Below are 19,746 nucleotides of genomic sequence, written 5' to 3'. Positions count from 1 at the left end.
CACTGGCTGCTCGCCGGGCTCATGGCCGCCATCGCAGCGCTGGTGGCGGCATGCAAGTCGGCTCCCGAACCTGCGCCGCCCGCGCAGGACAGCCGTGCACCCAGCACCGATGCCTCCAGCGGCGTCAAGGGCCCCGTGCCCGCAAGCGCCGGTTCGGCCCGCGCCTCGGCGGCGACCACCCCCCGGGCGTACCGGCAGGACGCCGCCACCCACCTCTACGGCCTGAACGCGCAGCGCGTGTTCAAGGGCAAGCTGCCCCCCATGCTGTATGCGATCGGCGTGCTGGAGGTGGATATCGACCGCGCTGGCAAAGTGACGCGCCTGCGGTGGATGCGTGCCCCGCGCCATGCCCCCGAGGTGGTCGCGGAAATCGAGCGCACCGTGCGCGCAGCGGCGCCCTTCCCGGTGCCCGCGCGCCTGGGCAAGGTCACCTACACCGACACCTGGCTGTGGGACAAGAGCGGGCATTTCCAGCTCGATACCTTGACCGAAGGGCAGCTGTAGGCACATCCCCGTGCGCGCGGGCCCTGGCTGGGCCCCGCCCCTCACGACCCGCGATAGGTCGAATAGCTCCACGGGCTCACCAGCAGCGGCACGTGGTAGTGCTGGTCGGCGTGCGCGATGCCGAAATCCAGGCTCACCAGGTTCAGGAAATTGGGTTCGGGCAGCTGCACGCCGCGCGCCTTGAAGTAGCCCGCCACATTGAAGCTGAGCCGGTAGGTGCCAGCGCGCAGGGTCGCATTGTCGAACAGCGGCGCATCGGTGCGGCCGTCATGGTTCAACACCAGGCGCTTGATGAGGGTGGCGTTGTCGCCGTCGGTGGAATACAGGGCGATCTCCATGCCGGCCGCGGGGCAGCCATTCATGGTGTCCAGAACGTGGGTGCTCAATCCCATAGGGAATCTCCTGAAGTGGGGGCCACGGCCGATCGGCGAGGATTGCCAGATCGCAGCGTGTAGACCAAAAGTGTATACACTTTTCGCCATCCAACGTATCATGCAACCATGGAATCTTCATCCACCAGTGCCATTGTCGACGCGTTGACCCGCGCCATCGTCGAGCACCGCCTGCAGCCGGGCACCAAGCTGGCCGAGCAGAAACTGGCCGACCATTTCGGCGTGTCGCGCACGCTGGTGCGCCAGGCGCTGTTCCAGCTCGCGCAGAACCGCCTCGTCACGCTGGAGCCCGCGCGCGGAGCGTTCGTGTCCACCCCCTCGGTCGAAGAGGCCCGCCAGGTGTTCGCCGTGCGCCGCATGCTCGAGACCGAGATGACGCGCGCCTTCGTGCAGAGCGTGACGCCCGCCAAGATCAAGGCGCTGCGCGCCCACGTCGCCAGCGAGAAGGCCGCCATGGGCACGGCCGATGCCAGCAGCCGCACCGAGCTGCTGGGCGACTTCCATGTGCGCATGGCCGAGCTCATGGGCAACGAGGTGCTGGCGCAGATGCTGGGCGACCTGATCTCTCGCTGCGCCCTCATCACGCTGATGTACCAGTCGGCCAGCGCCGCCGAACACTCCCACGAGGAGCATGGCGACATCGTGGCCGCGCTCGCCGCGCGCGACGAGGCCCTGGCCGTCTCCCTCATGCAGGCCCACCTGGAGCACGTGGAAGCCAGCCTGACCTTCGACCGCAAGCGCCCGGCCAGCGACCTGGCCGCCGCGCTCAGCACGTGACATCCCAGCGCGTGACAGACCCCTTGAATCCTTCATGCCCATGATCTACGACTCCACCCAGCCCTACCCCCGCGACCTCATCGGCTACGGCAAGACCCCGCCCCATGCGCAATGGCCGGGCGGTGCGCGCATCGCCGTGCAGTTCGTGCTCAACTACGAAGAAGGCGGCGAGAACGCCGTGCTGCACGGCGACGCGGGCAGCGAGCAGTTCCTGTCCGAAATGTTCAACCCCGCGAGCTACCCCGAGCGGCACATGAGCATGGAAGGCATCTACGAATACGGTTCGCGCGCCGGCGTGTGGCGCATCCTGCGCGAGTTCGAAAAGCGCAAGCTGCCGCTCACCGTGTTCGGCGTGTCGAGCGCACTGCAGCGCCACCCCGAGCTGACCCAGGCGTTCGTGCAGCTGGGCCACGAGATCGCCTGCCACGGCCTCAAGTGGATCCACTACCAGCATGTGCCCGAAGAGGTCGAGCGCGCCCACATGGTCGAGGCCATGGAGATCATTGAGCGCATGACGGGCCCCCGAGGAAGCTCGGAAGGCCATGTGCATGGCCTGGGCTGGTACACCGGCCGCGACAGTCCCAATACCCGCCGCCTCGTGGCCGACTTCGGCGGCTTCGAATACGACAGCGACTACTACGGCGACGACCTGCCGTTCTGGATGGACGTGAAAAAGAGCGATGGCACCACCGCGCCCCAGCTCATCGTGCCCTACACGCTCGACTGCAACGACATGCGCTTCGCGCTGCCGCAGGGCTACTCGCACGCCGACCCGTTCTTCCAGTACATGAAGGACACGTTCGACGCGCTGTACGCCGAAGGCGACCCGGCTGGCGACAACGCGCCCAAGATGATGAGCATCGGCATGCACTGCCGCCTGCTGGGCCGGCCCGGCCGCATCACCGCGCTGCAGCGTTTCCTGGACCACATCGAGCGGCACGGCGACGTGTGGGTGTGCCGCCGTATCGACATCGCGCGCCACTGGAAACAGGCGCACCCCTACCCTTCACAGAAAGCAGGCTGACCATGGCCCTGACACTGGAACAACTCAACGCCGCCAGCAGCGCCGAGGCCCTGCAGCTGCTCGATGGCCTGTACGAGCACTCGCCCTGGATCGCCGAGCAGGCGCTGGCGCAGCGGCCCTTCCGCTCGCAGGCCCACCTGCAGCACGCGCTGGCCCAGGTGGTGCGCACGGCGGGCCAGGACGCGCAGCTGGCACTGATCCGCGCCCACCCGGAACTGGCGGGCAAAGCGATGGTGGCCAAGAACCTCACGGCCGAGTCCACCAACGAGCAGAGCAAGGCGGGCCTCACCCAGTGCACACCCGAGGAGTTCGCGCGCATCCAGGCGCTCAACGCCGCCTACAACGAGCGCTTCGGCTTCCCGTTCATCCTGGCGGTGCGCGGGCCGCGCGGCACGGGCCTGCCCAAGCAGGAGATCATCGACACCTTTGCGCGGCGCCTGGACAACCACCCCGAGTTCGAACTGGCCGAGGCCCTGCGCAACATCCACCGCATCGCCGAGATCCGCCTGAACGACAAGTTCGCCGCCGAGCCCGTGCTGGGCAACGACGTGTGGGACTGGCAGGAAAAGCTGGCCGAACACTCCGACCCCGGCTTCGCTGAAAAGGGCCAGCTCACCGTCACGTATCTGACCGACGCGCACCGCGCCTGCGCCCAGCGCATCAGCCACTGGATGCGCGACTGCGGCTTCGACGAGGTGGAGATCGACGCCGTGGGCAACGTGGTGGGGCGCTACCACCCGGCCACGGAAGGGGCCCGCTACCTCATCACCGGGTCGCACTACGACACGGTGCGCAACGGCGGCAAATACGACGGCCGCCTGGGCATCTTCGTGCCCATGGCCTGCGTGCGCGAACTGCACCGCGCCGGCCGGCGGCTGCCCTTCGGCATCGAGGTGGTGGGCTTTGCCGAAGAAGAAGGCCAGCGCTACAAGGCCACGTTCCTCGGCTCGGGCGCGCTCATTGGCGACTTCAACCCCGCCTGGCTCGACCAGAAGGACGTGGACGGCGTGACCATGCGCGCGGCCATGCAGCACGCGGGCTTGTGCATCGACGACATCCCCAAGCTCCAGCGCGACCCCGCGCAATACCTGGGTTTCATCGAGGTACACATCGAGCAGGGCCCCGTGCTCAACGAGCTGGACCTGCCCCTGGGCGTGGTCACCTCCATCAACGGCAGCGTGCGTTTTCTGTGCGAAATGATCGGCACCGCCAGCCACGCCGGCACCACCCCCATGGACCGCCGCCGCGACGCGGCCGTGGCCGTGGCGGAACTCGCGCTGTACGTGGAGCAGCGCGCCGCGCAGGACGGCGACTCGGTGGGCACCATCGGCCAGCTGCAGGTGCCCGCGGGCTCCATCAACGTGGTGCCCGGCCGCTGCCAATTCAGCCTGGACCTGCGCGCGCCCACCGACGCCCAGCGCGACGCGCTGGTGAACGACGTGAGGGAGCAGCTCGCCAGGATCGCCGCCCGGCGCGGCCTGCGCTACACGCTGGAAGAATCCATGCGCGCCGCCGCCGCGCCCAGCGCGCCCGCCTGGCAGCACCACTGGGAGCGCGCCGTGGACACGCTGGGCGTGCCCGTGTTCCGCATGCCCAGCGGGGCGGGACACGATGCGATGAAGCTGCACGAAATCATGCCCCAGGCCATGCTCTTCGTGCGCGGACTGAACTCGGGCATCAGCCACAACCCGCTCGAATCCACCACCAACAACGACATGCAGCTGGCCGTGGACGCCTTCACCCAGGTCCTGCGCCAACTTGCCGAGGAACAACAACCATGACGACAAACACCCCCACCGCCTACGCCGCTCTCGACGCCTGGATCGACCAGCACTTCGATGAGGAAGTGCGCTTTCTGCAGGCCCTGGTGCGCGTGCCCACCGACACCCCGCCCGGCAACAACGCTCCCCACGCAGAACGCACCGCCGAGTTGCTGACCGAGTTTGGCTACACCGCCGAGAAGCACGCCGTGCCGGCCGCCGACGTGTTGGCCTACGGCATGGAATCCATCACCAACCTCATCGTGCGCAGACCGTACGGCAGCGGCGGCAAGACCATTGCCCTGAACGCCCACGGCGACGTGGTGCCCCCCGGCGAAGGCTGGACGCACGACCCCTACGGCGCCGAAATTGTGGACGGCGCCATGTACGGCCGCGCCACCGCCGTGAGCAAGAGCGACTTCGCCAGCTTCACCTTCGCGGTGCGCGCGCTGGAAGCCGCCGCCAAGCCCTCGCGGGGCGCGGTGGAACTGCACTTCACCTACGACGAAGAATTTGGCGGCGAACTCGGCCCCGGCTGGCTGCTGCAAAAGGGGCTCACCAGGCCCGACCTGATGATCGCCGCCGGCTTCAGCTACGAAGTGGTCACCGCCCACAACGGCTGCCTGCAGATGGAAGTGACCGTGCACGGCAAGATGGCCCACGCGGCCGTGCCCCACACCGGCGTGGACGCGCTGCAGGGCGCGGTGCACATCCTGAACGCGCTGTATGCGCAGAACGACGAGTACAAGAAGGTGACGTCCAAGGTGGCGGGCATCAAGCACCCGTACCTGAACGTGGGCCGCATCGAGGGCGGCACCAACACCAACGTCGTGCCCGGCAAGGTGATGTTCAAGCTCGACCGCCGCATGATCCCCGAAGAGAACCCGGTGGAGGTCGAAGCCGCCATCCGCCGCGTGATCGAGCAGGCCGCGGGCGAGCGCGCGGGCATCAGCGTGGACATCAAGCGCCTGCTGCTGGCCAACGCCATGACCCCGCTGGCCGGCAACCAGCCGCTGGTGGACGCCATCCAGAAGCATGCGCAGGCCGTGATCGGCGAGCCCGTGCCCGCGGTGGGCACACCGCTGTACACCGATGTGCGCCTGTATGTGGAGCGCGGCATCCCCGGCGTGATCTACGGCTCCGGCCCGCGCACCGTGCTCGAATCGCACGCCAAGCGCGCCGACGAGCGCCTGCAGCTCGAAGACCTGCGCCGCGCCACCAAGGTGATCGCGCGCACGCTGAGCGACCTGCTGGCCTAGGGTCCTGCCCCCAGACAGCGCGGCGCCTCACGGCACAAGCGCTGGCGCCGCTCCAGCCCATCGCGCAGGAAAAGCTTTCGCGATTCGCGCAGATCACCTAGTATGCGTTGGCCCATTCACCAGGGCCTGTTCACCCTCTTCTTGGCAGATGCGTTGCGATGCCCAAGGGCCAATCGCGGCGCTGCCAACGCATCGCTTTCCGCACAGCGCCTGGCCCTCGGGGCATCACCACCCCCAGGGTGGATTGCCCGTGCCTTCGCACTAGCAAAAAAGGGGGCAGGCCGGCCCTCCATCAGTCACCCAAGATCGGATACCAATGCAGAGCAAATTCCAACGCTGGATCAGCGCGGCCGCCATCCTGTTTTTCGCCAGCTGGGCCCACGCGCAGTCCACGGTGCACACCGCGGCATCCACCGGCAACTACACAAGCAAAGTGGACTACGCGGCCTGCGCCACGGGCCCGTGCCAGAACTTCACGCTGGCCACGGGGGTTTCGGGTTCGTTCACCACGGCCAGCCCCTTGCCGGCTAACCTGGCAGGGGCCAGCATCGCGGCCCTGGTGACATCCTTCAGCTTCAGCGATGGGTTGACCACGTACTCCAGCGCGGATCCGGCCACCCGCATCTACCTGTTTCAGGTCACGACCGATGCGGCGGGCGCGGTCACCGATGCCGCCGTCGTGATCAGCCGCTGGGAAACCGGCGTGTCACCACATGCGGTCAATGACCGGACCTCGCTCATGGTGATCACCGGCACCTCGCAAGGGGGGCACAACTACCAATGCACGGCCCTCGGGACCTCTCCCGCCGGGACCGCTGATTCCTGCGATCTCGAAGTGGCAGACGGCAGCGCTTCCCGTGCGAGCGGCGCGACGGTGTCCTGGTCCTCTGCGGCGGCGGCCACCGTTCCAACGCTCTCTGAGTGGAGCCTCATCCTCGCCGCCAGCATCCTGGGCCTTGCAGGCCTTGCAGCGGTACGCCGCAGAACCCTTTAGCCCCGAGCCCCGCGCGCGAAACGCGCGCGCGGGCGTGCCCCTTGCCGCGTGAACAGGTCCCGTTCAACCCGGTGCCCCTGCGGCTCCAGGGACCCGTGCCCGCCGCGCCTGGGCCAGCCGCGAAAGCCGCTGCACCAGGGCCGGGTACTGCGATTCGGACGTATTGCCGTAGCCCAGCACCAGGCCGTTGTCTTCGGGCCGAGCGCGCAGGGCAAACCGCGACAGTGGTGCCGGCGCCATGTCGTAGGCGCGGGCCGCCTCGGCAATCGCCTGGTCGGGGTATTCGGGCGGCAGGCGCACCGTGAGGTGCATGCCGCTGTCGCCCCCCAGCACCGCATGGGGCACGGCCAGGTGCTGCGCTAGCGCATCGCGCAGCAGCGCCTGCCGGCCCCGGTACAGGCGTCGCATGCGCCCCAGGTGCCGGCTGAACTGCCCGCTGTCGATGAACTCCGCCAGCGCCAGCTGCTCATGGCGATGCCCGCCGCGCAGGGTCTCCTTGAGCAGCGGCGCGGCCGCTGCGGCCAGGGCCTGCGGCAGCACCACAAAACCCAGCCGCAAGGAAGGGAACAGCGTCTTGCTGAATGTGCCCACGTACATCACCGGCGCCTGTGGCACCAGGCCCTGCATGGCACCAATGAGTTCGCCCGCGTGGCGGAACTCGCTGTCGTAGTCGTCCTCGATGATCCAGGCGCCACAGGCCTGCGCCTGCCGGATCAGCGCGAGCCGGCGGGCCACGGGCAGCACCCCGCCCGTGGGGTACTGGTGCGACGGCGTGGTGTAGATGAGCCGGGGCGGCGCCGCCGACCAGGCATCGGCAGGCACCACCAGGCCCGCGCCATCGACCCGCAGGGCTTCGACCTTCAGGTCTCCGCACTGGAAGGCGGTCTGCGCCCCCCGGTAGCCCGGGTCCTCCACCCAGGCGGTGTCGCCCGGGTTGGTGACCAGCCGCACGCACAGGTTCAGCGCCTCCTGCGCGCCTTCGGTGATGACCACCTGGCCCGCCTCGCAGCGCACGCCGCGTGCCACCGCAAGGTGCCGCATGATGGCGCCCTGCAAGGCGGCCTCGCCCGCCGGATTGCCATAGCCCAGGGCCGACACGCCAGATGCCTTGAAGGCGCGGTCAAAACAGCTCTTCCATGCGCTCAGGGGGAACCGCGCCAGCGCCGGCACGCCCGGCCTGAAAGCCAGGGTCTCGGCCGCATCGGCAAAGCGGCTGACCACCCGCGTGCCGCGCTCGGACAGGCGGGGCGGCGCTGCGCGCGCGGGGTCCGCATGGCCCCGGGCACGACTGCGGTCCAGCGCGGACACCTTGGTGCCCCGGCGGCTCAGCTCGATGTAGCCCTCGGCCCCCAGCTGCTCATAGACCGCTGTCACGCTATTGCGCGAAACGCCCAGGTCCACCGCCAGATCCCGCGACCCCGGCAGGCGGCAGCCCGAAGGGAAGCGCCCATCCAGGATGGCATCGCGGATGCGGGTCAGGAGCTGGCGCTGCAGCGAGTCGCCCTGCCGGTCACGCACCAGCGGGGCTTCCAGCAGGACATGGCGGACGGGGTCGATGGCGGGGAGGCGTGGGGTCATGGTGGCCGGTGAAAAACCACCAGTTCACAGCCTCGGTGGCACCATCAGATTTTGCATGAGTGGATCTTTTGAATGGTCCACAAGAATCCTAGAGTCACCGGTTCAACCTCTCTTTTTTTGACCCTTCGACCGCGCAATTCCATGTCCACCTCCATGAATGATCTCGCCCAGCCCATTGGTACCCCCGTCCCCGGCTGGACACCCCGCCCCCAGCCCGGCGCCGTCACCCTGGTGGGCCGCCACTGCCAGCTGGAGCCGCTGCAGGCCGACCGCCACGCGGCCGACCTGGATGCGGCCTACCGGCTCGCGCCGGACCCACGCGCCTGGACCTACATGTTCACCGGCCCGTTCGACACCCCCGAGGACTACGGCCGCTACGCACACACCGCCGCGCTCAGCACCGACCCGCGCCACTTCGCGGTGGTGGACAAGGCCACGGGCAAGGCCGTGGGCACCCTGGCGCTGATGCGCATCGATCCCACCCATGGCGCCATCGAGGTCGGCAACGTGATGTTTTCGCCCCTGCTCCAGCAGACACCCGCCTCCACGGAGGCGCAGTTCCTGCTCATGGCCTACGTGTTCGACACGCTGGGGTACCGCCGCTACGAGTGGAAGTGCGACAGCCTCAACGCCCCTTCGCGGCGCACCGCCGCGCGCCTGGGATTCCAGTTCGAGGGCATCTTCCGCCAGGCCGTGGTCTACAAGGGCCGCAACCGCGACACCGCCTGGTTTTCCATCATCGACACCGAATGGCCTGGTTTGCGGCAGGCGTTCGAGGCTTGGCTGTCGGAAGACAACCAGGATGCGCAGGGGCGCCAACGGCGCTCGCTGACCCAGGTGCGCGAATCACTGGGCCCAGGGGCTTCGCAACCACCGCGCTGAGGCATCGAGGAGCGCGGCCCCGTGGCGCATTCTTCTGCACAGAAAGCGGGAATGACGGGCATGCACAGGCTGCATACTCAATCGGCATAACCCGCCGCCCGCACGCAGCGCGGGCCCACCCTACACTTGCCGCGGGCGCCCTTCGCAGGGTCCACCCGCCCTCCCCTTCCTACAGAGCAAAAAACCATCTCAGGAGCATCACCCATGAACATCCGACACACGCTGCTGGCCTCCAGCCTGGCGCTGGCGCTGGCCAGCCTCACGGCCTGCGGCAGCACACCCACCACGGCAGCGGCGCCCGCGCCCGCCGTACAGCAAACGGCCTCGGCCCAGGCCGCCAGCGCCGCGTACGACTTCGACATGGACGTGTTCCACCCGGTGGTGGCGCGCAACGGCATGGTCGCCACCGAACAGGAGCTGGCCTCGCAGATCGGCCTCGACATCCTGAAAGCCGGCGGCAACGCGGTGGACGCGGCCGTGGGCATCGGCTTTGCGCTGGCCGTGGCCCTGCCCAATGCGGGCAATCTGGGCGGCGGCGGGTTCATGGTGGTGCACGACGCCAAGACCGGCAAGAGCGTGGCGCTCGACTTCCGCGAAGTGGCGCCCATCAAGGCCACGCGCGACATGTACCTGGATGCCAAGGGCAATGTGGTGGACGGCAAGTCGCTGTATACCCACTACGCCGTGGGCGTGCCCGGCACCGTGGCCGGCATGGAGCATGCGCTCAAGACCTGGGGCACCCTGCCGCTGTCGCGCGTGATCGCCCCCGCCATCGAGCTGGCCGACAAGGGCTTCCCGGTGAGCGAAACCCTGGCCAAGATCCTGGACCAGGAAAAGAAGAACATGGGCCAATGGCCCGCCACCCAGGCCATCTTCTGGAGGAACGGCGCGCCGCTGAAGGTGGGCGACGCCCTGGTGCAGAAAGACCTGGCCCAGTCCATGCGCCTGATCGGCCAGCAGGGCGCCAAGGCGTTCTACGAAGGCGAGATCGCCCAGAAGATCGCCGCCGAGATGGCACCGCACGCCGGCGCCCTCACGCTGCAGGACCTGCGCGAATACAAGGTGGCCGAGCGCGTGCCCACGCGCGGCACCTACCGTGGCTATGAGATCGTGACCATGCCGCCCCCGTCCTCCGGCGGCCCGCACCTGGTGCAGATCCTGAACATGCTGGAGCCCCTGCCCCTGGCCCAGTGGGGCCCCAACAGCGCGCAGACCATCCACTACATGGCCGAGAGCATGAAGCTCGCGTACGCCGACCGCGCCGAGTACCTGGGCGACCCGGACTTCGTGAAGATCCCTTTGAAGGGCCTGACCTCCAAGCGCTACGCCGAGTCCCTGGCCAAGGGCATCGACGCCAACACCGCACGCAGCGGCAAGAGCATCAAGCCCGGCCAGCCCCAGCCGTATGAGAGCGACCAGACCACCCACTACTCGGTGGTGGACAAGGCCGGCAACGCCGTGGCCGTGACGTACACGCTCAACACCAACTTCGGCAGCGGCATCGTGGCCAAGGGCACGGGCATCCTGCTCAACAACGAGATGGACGACTTCTCGGCCAAGCCCGGCGTGGCCAATGCCTACGGCCTCGTCGGCGGCGACGCCAACGCGGTGGCCGCCAAGAAGCGCCCCCTGTCGTCCATGACGCCCACCCTGGTCCTGAAGGACGGCAAGCCCACGCTGGTGACCGGCAGCCCTGGCGGCGCGCGCATCATCACCACGGTGCTGCAGACGGTGGTGAACACCATCGACTTCGGCATGAACCCCGCCGAAGCCGCTGCGGCACCTCGTGTGCACCACCAGTGGACGCCCGACGAGCTGCGCGTGGAAAAGGGCCTCTCGCCCGATACCATCGCGCTCCTCAAGCAGCGCGGCCACAACATCGCGGTGAAGCCGTCGATGGGCCGCACGCAGACCATCCAGATCCGTGGCGGCGCGCTGTACGGATACTCGGACCCGCGCAACCCGGATGGGAAGACGCTGGGGTATTGATTGCTCCTGAATCAATAGCTAACCGCGCTTGATGGACAAGCGCTGGCAGCCATTTTTTCAAAGATCCCGCTCGCCGAAAGGCCAGCGGGATTTTTCATGGCGGCCCGCATCAGGCCGGCACTGCCTGCCCGATCTCGAAGTTCGCCATCTTCTCCAGCGCCCGCACCATCGCCGAGTGGTCCCACCCCTGGCCGCCATGCGCCACGCAGGCATTGAACAGCTCCTGCGCCATGGCCGTATTGGGCAGCGGCACGCCCAGCGCCCGAGCGCTGGACAGCGCCAGGTTCAGATCCTTCTGGTGCAGCCCGATGCGAAAGCCGGGGTCGAAGGTGCGCCGGATCATGCGCTCGGCATGCACCTCCAAAATTTTTGACGACGCGAAGCCGCCCAGCAGCGCCTGGCGCACGCGGGCCGGGTCGGCGCCCGCGCGGGCGGCGAAGAGCAGCGCCTCGGCCACGGCCTCGATGTTCAGGGCGACGATGATCTGGTTGGCCACCTTGGCGGTCTGGCCGTCGCCGTTGCCGCCCACCAGGGTGATGTTCTTGCCCAGGCGCTCGAACAGCGGCCGGACGCGCTCGAACACCGCTTCGGGGCCGCCGACCATGATGGACAGCGTGGCGTTCCTGGCGCCCAGCTCGCCGCCGGAGACGGGCGCATCCAGGTACTGCGCGCCCACGGCCTCGGTGCGCGCCGCGAAGTCCTTGGTGGCCACGGGCGAGATGGAGCTCATGTCCACCACCACCTTGGCCGTGCTGCCCTTCAGCCCCTGGGCCACGCCGTCGGCGCCGAACAGCACCTTCTCCACATCGGGCGTGTCGGGCAGCATCAGAAAGATGATGTCGGCCCGCTCGGCCACGCCGCGCGCCGTGGTGCACTGCGTGGCGCTGCTCTGTGCGATCTGCGGCGCCACGCGGCCGCGCGTGTGCACGTACAGCTGGTGGCCGGCGGCGATGAGGTGGCCGCACATGGGCGCACCCATGATGCCCAGGCCGATGAAGCCGAGTTTGAGGGGGGTGTCGGTCATGTTCTTTTTCTCCTTGTGTTGTGGTGATTCGTCCATGGGTCTGTGCCGGGTCATGCCGTGAGCGCAGCGCGCCAGCCGAGGCCGATTTCCGTGGTACGCGCGGGCCGGTACTCGCAGCCCACCCAGCCGCCATAGCCCAGCCGGTCCAGGTGTGCGAACAGGTAGCGGTAGTTGATCTCGCCCGTGCCCGGCTCGTGGCGGCCGGGGTTGTCCGCCAGCTGCACGTGGCCGATGCGCGGCAGGTGCTTTTGCAGCGTGGCGGCCAGTTCGCCTTCGGTGCGCTGCGCGTGGTAGATGTCGTACTGCACGAAGGCGTTGTCGGCGCCCACCTCGTCGAGGAGGTCCAGCGCCTGGTCCGTGCGGGTGAGGTAAAAGCCCGGGATGTCGAACGGGTTGATGGGCTCGATCAGCAGGCGCAGACCGGCGGCCTTCAGCTCGGTGGCGGCAAAGCGCAGGTTGTCGACCAGGGTGCGGCGCAGCACCTGCGCCTCCACACCCGCAGGCGCCTTGCCGGCCAGGCAGTTGAGCTGCGGCACGCCCAGCGCCTGGGCATAGCTGATGGCCTGGGCCACACCGGCGCGAAACTCCACGATGCGAGCGGGGTGGCAGGCAATGCCGCGCTCGCCAGCGGCCCAGTCGCCCGCGGGCAGGTTGTGCAGCACGATCTGCAACTGGTGGCGGTCGATGCGCTCGCGGATGTCTTCCGCCACAAACTCGTAGGGAAAGAGGAACTCCACGGCCTCGAAGCCGGTGCGCGCGGCGCGCTCGAAGCGGTCGAGAAAAGGCACCTCGGTGAACAGCATGCTGAGGTTGGCAGCGAAACGGGGCATGAACAGGTCTCCGGTATCAGTCAGGAAATGGTGGGGTCAGTCCAGCACTGCGAGCGCGCTGGGCACGTCCGCCGGCTGCGTGGCCAGCGCTTCGAATTCGACGATGCTGTCGATCTCGGTGCCCATGGCGATGTTGGTCACGCGCTCCAGGATCACCTCGATGACCACCGGCGTGCGGTACTCGGCCATCCAGGCCTCGGCCTGGGCGATGGCGGGCGCGAACTCCTCGGGACGGTGCACGCGGATGGCCTTGCAGCCCAGGCCCTCGACCACCTTCACGTGGTCCACGCCGTAGCCGCGCGCCGCCTCGCCCTCGGCCATGTTCACGTTGTCGAACGCGAGCTGGACGCAGTAGTCGATGCTGAAGGTGCGCTGCGCCTGGCGGATCAGGCCCAGGTAGCTGTTGTTGACCAGCACGTGGAGGTAGGGCAGCTTGAACTGCGCGCCCACGGCCAGCTCCTCGATCATGAACTGGAAGTCGTAGTCGCCCGACAGCGCCACGATCTTGCGTGCCGGGTCGGCCACGCGCACGCCCAGGGCTGCGGGCACCGTCCAGCCCAGCGGGCCGGCCTGGCCGCAGTTGATCCAGTGGCGTGGCTGGTACACGTGCAGGAACTGCGCGCCCGCGATCTGCGACAGGCCGATGGTGGAGACGTAGCACACGTCCTTGCCCAGCGCGCGGTTCATGCACTGGTACACGCGCTGCGGCTTCATGGGCACGCTGTCGAAGTGGGTCTTGCGCAGGTAGTCCACGCTGTGCTTGCGGCCCAGGCATTCGGCGGCCCAGCCGCTGCGATCCTTCAGGCGCCCCGCGGCCTGCCATTCGCGCGCCACGTCCACGAAGAGCCTGAGCGCGGCGCCCGCGTCCGAGACGATGCCGAAGTCCGGCGCGAACACGCGGCCGATCTGCGTGGGCTCGATGTCCACGTGCACGAACTTGCGGCCCCGGGTGTAGACATCGACCGAGCCCGTGTGCCGGTTGGCCCAGCGGTTGCCGACGCCCAGCACGAAGTCGCTGGCCAGCATCGTGGCGTTGCCGTAGCGCTGGCTGGTCTGCAGGCCGCACATGCCGGCCATGAGCGGGTGGTCGTCCGGAATGCTGCCCCAGCCCATGAGCGTGGGGATCACCGGCACGCCCAGCACCTCGGCAAACGCCACGAGCAGGCCGGATGCATCGGCGTTGATGATGCCGCCGCCCGCGACGATCAGCGGGCGCTCCGCGTCGTTCAGCATGGCCAGCGCCTTCTCGATCTGGGCACGCGTGGCGGCGGGCTTGTAGGGCACCAGGGGTTCGTAGGTGTCGGGGTCGAACTCGATCTCGGCCAGTTGTACGTCGATGGGCAGGTCGATGAGCACCGGCCCGGGCCGGCCGGAGCGCATGAGGTGGAACGCCTGCTGGAACGCCTGCGGCACCTGCGCGGGCTCCAGCACCGTGGTGGCCCACTTGGTCACGCTCTTGGCGATGGTGGCGATGTCCACGGCCTGGAAGTCTTCCTTGTGCAGGCGGGCGCGCGGCGCCTGGCCGGTGATGCACAGGATGGGGATGGAATCCGCGCTGGCCGAGTACAGCCCGGTGACCATGTCGGTGCCGGCCGGGCCGCTGGTGCCGATGCACACGCCGATGTTGCCGGCCACGGCGCGGGTGTAGCCCTCGGCCATGTGGCTGGCGCCCTCGACATGGCGCGCCAGGATGTGGCCTATGCCGCCATGCGCCTTCATCGCCGCGTACAGCGGGTTGATGGCGGCGCCGGGCACGCCGAACGCGACGCTCACGCCTTCCTTCTCGAGCACCTTCACGGCCGCTTCGATTGCCTTCATTCTTGCCATTGCTTGACCTCCTTGTGGATGGTCAAACTTTAGGCAAGCCCCTCGTTGGGCGGAAGGTGGCGATGGACCATAAAATTTATTCCAGCCAGGAATAAATCTGGACCGCAACAGGAGACAGACCATGGACCGCCTCGATGCCATGCAGATGTTCGTGCGCGTGGTGGAGACCGGCAGCTTCACCAAGGTGGCGCGGGAGTTCGCCACCACGCAGCCCACGGTGACCAAGCAGGTCGCCGCCATGGAGGCGCACCTGAAGGTGCGGCTGCTCAACCGCAACACGCGCGGCGTGAGCCTGACCGAGCCCGGCGCGCTGTACTACGAAAAGTGCAAGGCCATCGTGACCGATGTGGCCGAGGCCGAGAGCGTGGTGCGCGTGCGCCAGACACAGGTGCACGGCCAGCTGCGCGTGGGCAGCTCGGTCGCGTTCGGGCGGCGCGTGGTGGTGCCGCTGGCGCTGGAGTTCATGGCGCAGAACCCGCAGGTGCAGCTGGACCTGAGCTTCGAGGACCGTTATACCGACCTGGTGGCCCAGGGCATCGACGTGGCGATCCGCCTGGGCAAGCTTGCCGACTCGGCCCTGGGTGCGCGCACGCTGGGCATGAACCCCTGGGTGCTGGTGGCCTCGCCCACCTACCTGCGCCGCCACGGCACGCCGCGCCGGCCGTCGGACCTGAAGGACCACGCCACGCTGATCTACAGCAGCGTGCAGGGCAACGACCTGTGGCGGCTGCGCAATGCGAGCGGCGAGGCGGTGTCGGTGCCCGTCACGGGGCGGCTGCGCTCCAACAACCTCTCGGCCCTGCTGGCGGCGGCGCGCGCGCACATGGGCATCGCGGCGCTGCCGCACTACGTGGCGGTCGAATCGCTGGCCGCCGGGCGCGTGGTGGAGGTGCTCAAGACCTGCCGCCTGCCCGAGCAGGAGATCCATGCGGTGTACCCGTCGCCGCGCCTGGTGCCGCAGAAGGTGCAGGCCTTCGTCGCGTTTTTGCAGGGGCGCTTCGGCAAGGACTGGGTGGCGTCCTTGCCGCGCGAAGGCTTGTCAAAAAAGTGAGCTGCCCGCGCTTTCCAGTCAACGGTTTCAAGCATTTTTTGCTTGAAACCCAGGGAGGACAAGCGCGAGCCGCTACAAAATCAGGATCGCCCGGAAGTCGTTGACATTGGTGTGCGTGGGCCCCGTGATGACGAGGTCGCCCAGCGCATCGAAGTAGCCATAGGCATCGTTGCGGTCCAGGTGGTCCGTGACGGAGAGGCCCTGCGCGGCAGCGCGCGCCAGGGTGTCGGGCGCGACGCGGGCACCGGCGTTGTCTTCCACGCCGTCGATGCCGTCCGTGTCCGCCGCCAGCGCCCACACGCCCGCCTGCCCTTGCAGCGCCTGCGCCAGCCCCATGCAGAACTCGCCCGCCCGGCCGCCCCGGCCCCTGGGGGCGCCAGGTGGCCGCTGCCGCACGGTGACGGTGGTCTCGCCGCCCGAGAGGATCACGCAGGGCCGCGCGAACGGCTGGCCGTGCCGCGCCACGGCCCGTGCCAGTGCGGCGTGCACCTTGCCCACCTCGCGCGATTCGCCCTCGATCTCGTCCGAGAGGATGTAGGCCGGCACGCCCGCCGCGCGCGCGGCCTCGGCCGCGGCCTCCAGCGACTGCTGGGGCGTGGCCGTCATGTGCACGGCGTGGCCTGCGAACACGGCGTCGCCGGGTTTGGGGGTTTCCAGATCACCCGCCTCCAGCGCGGCACGCACGCTGTCGGGGATGTCGATGCGATAACGCGCCAGGATGGCCAGCGCGTCCGCGCAGGTCGTGGCGTCGGGCACGGTGGGGCCGCTGGCGATGACCGAGGGGTCGTCGCCCGGCACATCGCTGATGGTGAGCGTGACCACGCGCGCTGGCGCGCAGGCCGCCGCAAGGCGCCCGCCCTTGATGCGCGAGAGGTGCTTGCGCACGCAGTTCATCTCGTCGATGGCGGCGCCGCTCTCCAGCAGCGCCTTGTTGATGCGCTGCTTGTCCTCGAGCGTCAGGCCCTCGGCCGGCAGCGTGAGCAGGGCCGAGCCGCCGCCCGAGATCAGGCACAGCACGAGGTCGTTCCCGGTCAGCCCCCGGGTGCATTCGAGCATGCGCTGCGCGGCGGCCAGGCCCGCCGCGTCGGGCACGGGGTGGGCGGCCTCCACCACTTCGATGCGCTGCGCCAGCCCCTCGGGGCGCGGCGGCGTGTGGTGGTAGCGCGTGACCACGAGGCCCGACAGCGGCGCGTCGGCGGGCCACAGCGCCTCCACGGCCTGCGCCATGGCGCCACCGGCCTTGCCCGCGCCCAGCACCAGGGTGCGGCCGCCGCTCTCGCGGCTGGGCGGCGCGGGCAGGAAAGCTGCGGTGTTGTGCAGCGGCAGCGCGCGGCGCACGGCCACGCGGTACAGGTATTCGAGGAAGTCTCCGCCCTGGCGGACGGGATCGGGCACGGGGTCGTTGCGGGTCATGGGTGGTCTCCGCGGGCGATTGTGGCGCACCACGCCCGGCGATACCCCGCGCGCAAGTCAAAAGAACTTCAACCGCCCACGCCGGCGGCAGGGCTCCACGCACCCGTGCGGGCGCACTGAGGCCCCTTCCCGGGCAGGCCCCAGCCCGGGATAACCCCATATTCCGGGCGGCCGCACTTGTCTACAGTTCTTGTATGCAAGATTGATCGCCATGCAAGTTCCTTCCTTTTCAAAGGGTTTCCCATGCTCCGCTTCCTCAACTCCCTGTTTGGCCGGGTGATCCTGGCCCTGATTGCCGGCGTGGCCGTCGGGCTGTTCTGGCCCGATACCGCCGTGCAGCTCAAGCCCCTGGGCGACGGCTTCATCAAGCTCATCAAGATGCTGATTCCGCTCATCGTCTTTTGCGTGGTGGTGCACGGCATCGCCGGCACGGGCGACCTCAGGCGCGTGGGCCGCGTGGGCGTCAAGTCGCTGATCTACTTCGAGGTCGTCACGTCCATCGCGCTGGTGCTCGGCCTGGCGCTCGCGTTCTGGTTCGAACCCGGCGTGGGCATGAACATCGACCCCAAGGCGCTCGACCCCAAGGCCATGGGCGCCTATGCGGAAAACGCGAGCAAGCTCACCGGCGGCGGCTTCAGCGACTTCTTGCTCAAGCTCATCCCCACCACGGCCGTGAGCGCCTTCGCCAATGGCGACGTGCTGCAGGTGCTGCTGTTCTCCATCGTCTTCGGCTGCGCGCTGGCGTTGATGGGCGAGCGCGGCGCGCGGGTCACCACCCTCATCGAAGACCTGTCGCACGTGCTCTTCAAGACCATGGGCCTGATCATCAAGCTGGCGCCGCTGGGCGTGCTGGGCGCCATCGCCTTCACGGTGGGCAAGTACGGCATCGGCTCGCTCAAGCAGCTGGGCATGCTGGTGGTGCTGTTCTATGCGGCGGTGTTCCTGTTCGTGGTGGTGGTGCTGGGCCTCATCATGCGTTTCTCGGGCTTCAGCCTGTTCAAGCTGCTGCGCTACCTGCGCGAGGAGCTGGCCGTGGTGTTCGCCACCACCTCGTCGGACAGCGTGCTGCCGCAGATCATGGCCAAGCTCAAGCACCTGGGCATCCGCGATTCGACCGTGGGCCTGGTCATCCCCACGGGCTATTCGTTCAACCTGGACGCTTTCTCGATCTACATCACGCTGGCCGCCGTGTTCATCGCCCAGGCCACGAACACGCCGATCTCGATGGCCGACCTGCTCACCATCCTGGCGATCTCGCTGGTCACGTCCAAGGGCGCGCACGGCGTGCCGGGCTCGGCCATCGTGGTGCTGGCCGCCACGCTGCAGGCGATTCCCGCCATCCCGGCCATCGGCCTCGTGCTGGTGCTGTCGGTGGACTGGTTCATGGGCATCGCCCGCGCCCTGGGCAACCTGATCGGCAACTGCGTGGCCACCGTGGCCGTGGCGGCCTGGGAAGGCGACATCGACCGCGAACGGGCCCACGCCGTGCTGGACGGCCGCGAGCCGCCGCTGCCGCGCGCCTGACAGGGCTCCGCCCCCGCCCACCACGCGACAATCCGGCCATGAGCATCAACCAGACCCAGATCACCCAGCAGGTGGTGGAATCCATCCTCGCCCAGAAGCTCGCCCCGGGCGAGCGCCTGGGCGAGCAGGAACTGGCCGATCTCTTCGGCGTGAGCCGCACCCTGGTGCGCGAAGCCCTCATGCAGCTGCAGGCGCGCGGCTTCGTCGAGGTGCGCCCGCGCCGGGGCTGGTATGTGGTGGAACCCTCGGTGGAGGACGCGCGCGATGCCTTCTCGGCACGGCGCATCATCGAGTCGGGCATCCTGGCGGACGCGGGCCGGCCGCTGCAGTCCGTGACGCGCCGCCTGCGCGCCCACATCGCGCAGGAACAGTTGGCCATCGAGGGCGCCGACGCCGCGACGCGCGCCTTCCTGCTGGCGGACTTCCATGTCTGCCTGGCCGAGGCGATGGGCCACCGCAGCCTCAGCGACATCCTGCGCGACCTCACGGCGCGCACCACGCTGGCGGCGTCGCTCTACCAGTCGCGGCACGAGGCGAGCCAGTCCTGCGCCGAACACGCGGCCATCGTGCAGGCGCTGGAGGCCGGCGACACCGCCCTGGCGCGCGAACGCATGCTCACGCACATCGGCCATGTGGAAGGCGCGCTGAACCCCACCGAGCCCCTGGTGAGGGACCGCCTGCGCGACTCGCTCACACCGCTGGGCAAGCGCGCGCCGGCCGGTCCCTAGCGGCCGGGCCACCCCGCCCCCCTTGCGGCGGCCCCGGCCGACCGCTCCTTTTTTTCGTGCGGCGCGCGAGGCCCTGGCACGCCCTAGGGTTTACCTTGATCAACGGCCGGGCTAATGTGTATACGATTTTTGTATGGACAACTGTGCACCATCTGATGCGCCGTCTCCACCCCTGAATCCCCACACCCCC

General features: G+C 68.7%; 16 protein-coding genes and 1 pseudogene. 11 read left to right on the top strand and 6 right to left on the bottom strand.

The annotated features are described in order from the left end of the window. Positions 1–21 precede the first annotated feature (21 nt). On the top strand, positions 22–504 hold the full coding sequence (locus AC1RVY_RS24795) for a hypothetical protein (RefSeq protein ID WP_218294410.1): 483 nt from the start codon (positions 22–24) through the stop codon (positions 502–504). A gap of 41 nt (positions 505–545) precedes the next feature. On the opposite strand, the gene uraH is transcribed toward AC1RVY_RS24795, so the two are convergent. After that, positions 546–896, bottom strand: coding sequence for a hydroxyisourate hydrolase (uraH, locus tag AC1RVY_RS24790; RefSeq protein ID WP_218293615.1), 351 nt, complete (start codon positions 894–896; stop codon positions 546–548). Positions 897–1,004: 108 nt separating this feature from the next. Here uraH and AC1RVY_RS24785 point away from each other — a divergent pair, with 108 nt between their 5' ends. From AC1RVY_RS24785 to AC1RVY_RS24765, 5 genes are all read left to right on the top strand, one after another. Beyond that, a complete protein-coding gene (locus tag AC1RVY_RS24785) occupies positions 1,005–1,673 on the top strand; it encodes a GntR family transcriptional regulator (RefSeq protein WP_218341466.1) in 669 nt (222 codons plus the stop codon). A 40-nt stretch (positions 1,674–1,713) separates the two neighbouring features. After that, entirely contained in the window at positions 1,714–2,697 is a 984-nt protein-coding gene (puuE, locus tag AC1RVY_RS24780) for an allantoinase PuuE (RefSeq protein ID WP_218294409.1), read from the top strand. A 2-nt stretch (positions 2,698–2,699) separates the two neighbouring features. After that, on the top strand, positions 2,700–4,478 hold the full coding sequence (gene uraD, locus AC1RVY_RS24775) for a 2-oxo-4-hydroxy-4-carboxy-5-ureidoimidazoline decarboxylase (RefSeq protein WP_218293613.1): 1,779 nt from the start codon (positions 2,700–2,702) through the stop codon (positions 4,476–4,478). Next, on the top strand, positions 4,475–5,716 hold the full coding sequence (locus AC1RVY_RS24770) for a M20 family metallopeptidase (RefSeq protein ID WP_492808738.1): 1,242 nt from the start codon (positions 4,475–4,477) through the stop codon (positions 5,714–5,716). Before uraD ends, AC1RVY_RS24770 begins: the two co-directional genes overlap by 4 nt. Positions 5,717–6,032: 316 nt before the next feature. Further along, positions 6,033–6,710, top strand: coding sequence for an IPTL-CTERM sorting domain-containing protein (locus tag AC1RVY_RS24765; RefSeq protein ID WP_492808736.1), 678 nt, complete (start codon positions 6,033–6,035; stop codon positions 6,708–6,710). A gap of 63 nt (positions 6,711–6,773) precedes the next feature. On the opposite strand, the gene pdxR is transcribed toward AC1RVY_RS24765, so the two are convergent. After that, positions 6,774–8,288, bottom strand: a complete 1,515-nt coding sequence (gene pdxR, locus AC1RVY_RS24760) for a MocR-like pyridoxine biosynthesis transcription factor PdxR (protein ID WP_492808734.1) — start codon at positions 8,286–8,288, stop codon at positions 6,774–6,776. A 141-nt stretch (positions 8,289–8,429) separates the two neighbouring features. Between pdxR and AC1RVY_RS24755 the strand changes: the two are divergent. Together AC1RVY_RS24755 and ggt are read left to right on the top strand one after the other, a co-directional pair. Beyond that, positions 8,430–9,137: pseudogene (locus tag AC1RVY_RS24755) on the top strand (GNAT family N-acetyltransferase); the annotation flags it as partial. Between the two features lie 237 nt (positions 9,138–9,374). Beyond that, positions 9,375–11,159, top strand: coding sequence for a gamma-glutamyltransferase (gene ggt, locus AC1RVY_RS24750; RefSeq protein ID WP_492808732.1), 1,785 nt, complete (start codon positions 9,375–9,377; stop codon positions 11,157–11,159). A 109-nt stretch (positions 11,160–11,268) separates the two neighbouring features. Here the strand turns inward: ggt and glxR are convergent, their stop codons facing one another. The 3 genes from glxR to gcl are packed head-to-tail and all read right to left on the bottom strand — an operon-like array spanning position 11,269 to position 14,840. Continuing rightward, on the bottom strand, positions 11,269–12,183 hold the full coding sequence (gene glxR, locus AC1RVY_RS24745) for a 2-hydroxy-3-oxopropionate reductase (RefSeq protein WP_492808730.1): 915 nt from the start codon (positions 12,181–12,183) through the stop codon (positions 11,269–11,271). 50 nt (positions 12,184–12,233) lie between these two features. Then, complete coding sequence (hyi, locus tag AC1RVY_RS24740) at positions 12,234–13,013, bottom strand: hydroxypyruvate isomerase (protein ID WP_492808728.1); 780 nt, start codon at positions 13,011–13,013, stop codon at positions 12,234–12,236. 36 nt (positions 13,014–13,049) lie between these two features. Next, positions 13,050–14,840 (bottom strand): glyoxylate carboligase, encoded by a 1,791-nt coding sequence (gene gcl, locus AC1RVY_RS24735; RefSeq protein WP_492808726.1) that lies wholly within the window; start codon positions 14,838–14,840, stop codon positions 13,050–13,052. Positions 14,841–14,961: 121 nt separating this feature from the next. Between gcl and AC1RVY_RS24730 the strand changes: the two genes are divergently transcribed. Then, positions 14,962–15,891, top strand: a complete 930-nt coding sequence (locus AC1RVY_RS24730) for a LysR family transcriptional regulator (protein ID WP_218293605.1) — start codon at positions 14,962–14,964, stop codon at positions 15,889–15,891. Between the two features lie 72 nt (positions 15,892–15,963). Here AC1RVY_RS24730 and AC1RVY_RS24725 read toward each other — a convergent pair whose 3' ends face one another. After that, positions 15,964–17,304, bottom strand: a complete 1,341-nt coding sequence (locus tag AC1RVY_RS24725) for a glycerate kinase type-2 family protein (protein ID WP_492244208.1) — start codon at positions 17,302–17,304, stop codon at positions 15,964–15,966. Positions 17,305–17,547: 243 nt separating this feature from the next. Here AC1RVY_RS24725 and AC1RVY_RS24720 point away from each other — a divergent pair, with 243 nt between their 5' ends. Both AC1RVY_RS24720 and AC1RVY_RS24715 read left to right on the top strand, forming a co-directional pair. After that, the gene (locus tag AC1RVY_RS24720; protein ID WP_218293603.1) at positions 17,548–18,828 is read left to right on the top strand and encodes a C4-dicarboxylate transporter DctA; all 1,281 of its coding nucleotides are present in this window, start codon (positions 17,548–17,550) and stop codon (positions 18,826–18,828) included. Between the two features lie 38 nt (positions 18,829–18,866). Further along, complete coding sequence (locus AC1RVY_RS24715) at positions 18,867–19,556, top strand: GntR family transcriptional regulator (RefSeq protein WP_492808723.1); 690 nt, start codon at positions 18,867–18,869, stop codon at positions 19,554–19,556. Positions 19,557–19,746 lie beyond the last annotated feature (190 nt).

The organism is Acidovorax sp. GW821-FHT11A03 (assembly GCF_058809075.1).
Note: the sequence above shows the minus strand (reverse complement) of the source record. Positions and strands in the feature narration are given on the sequence as shown.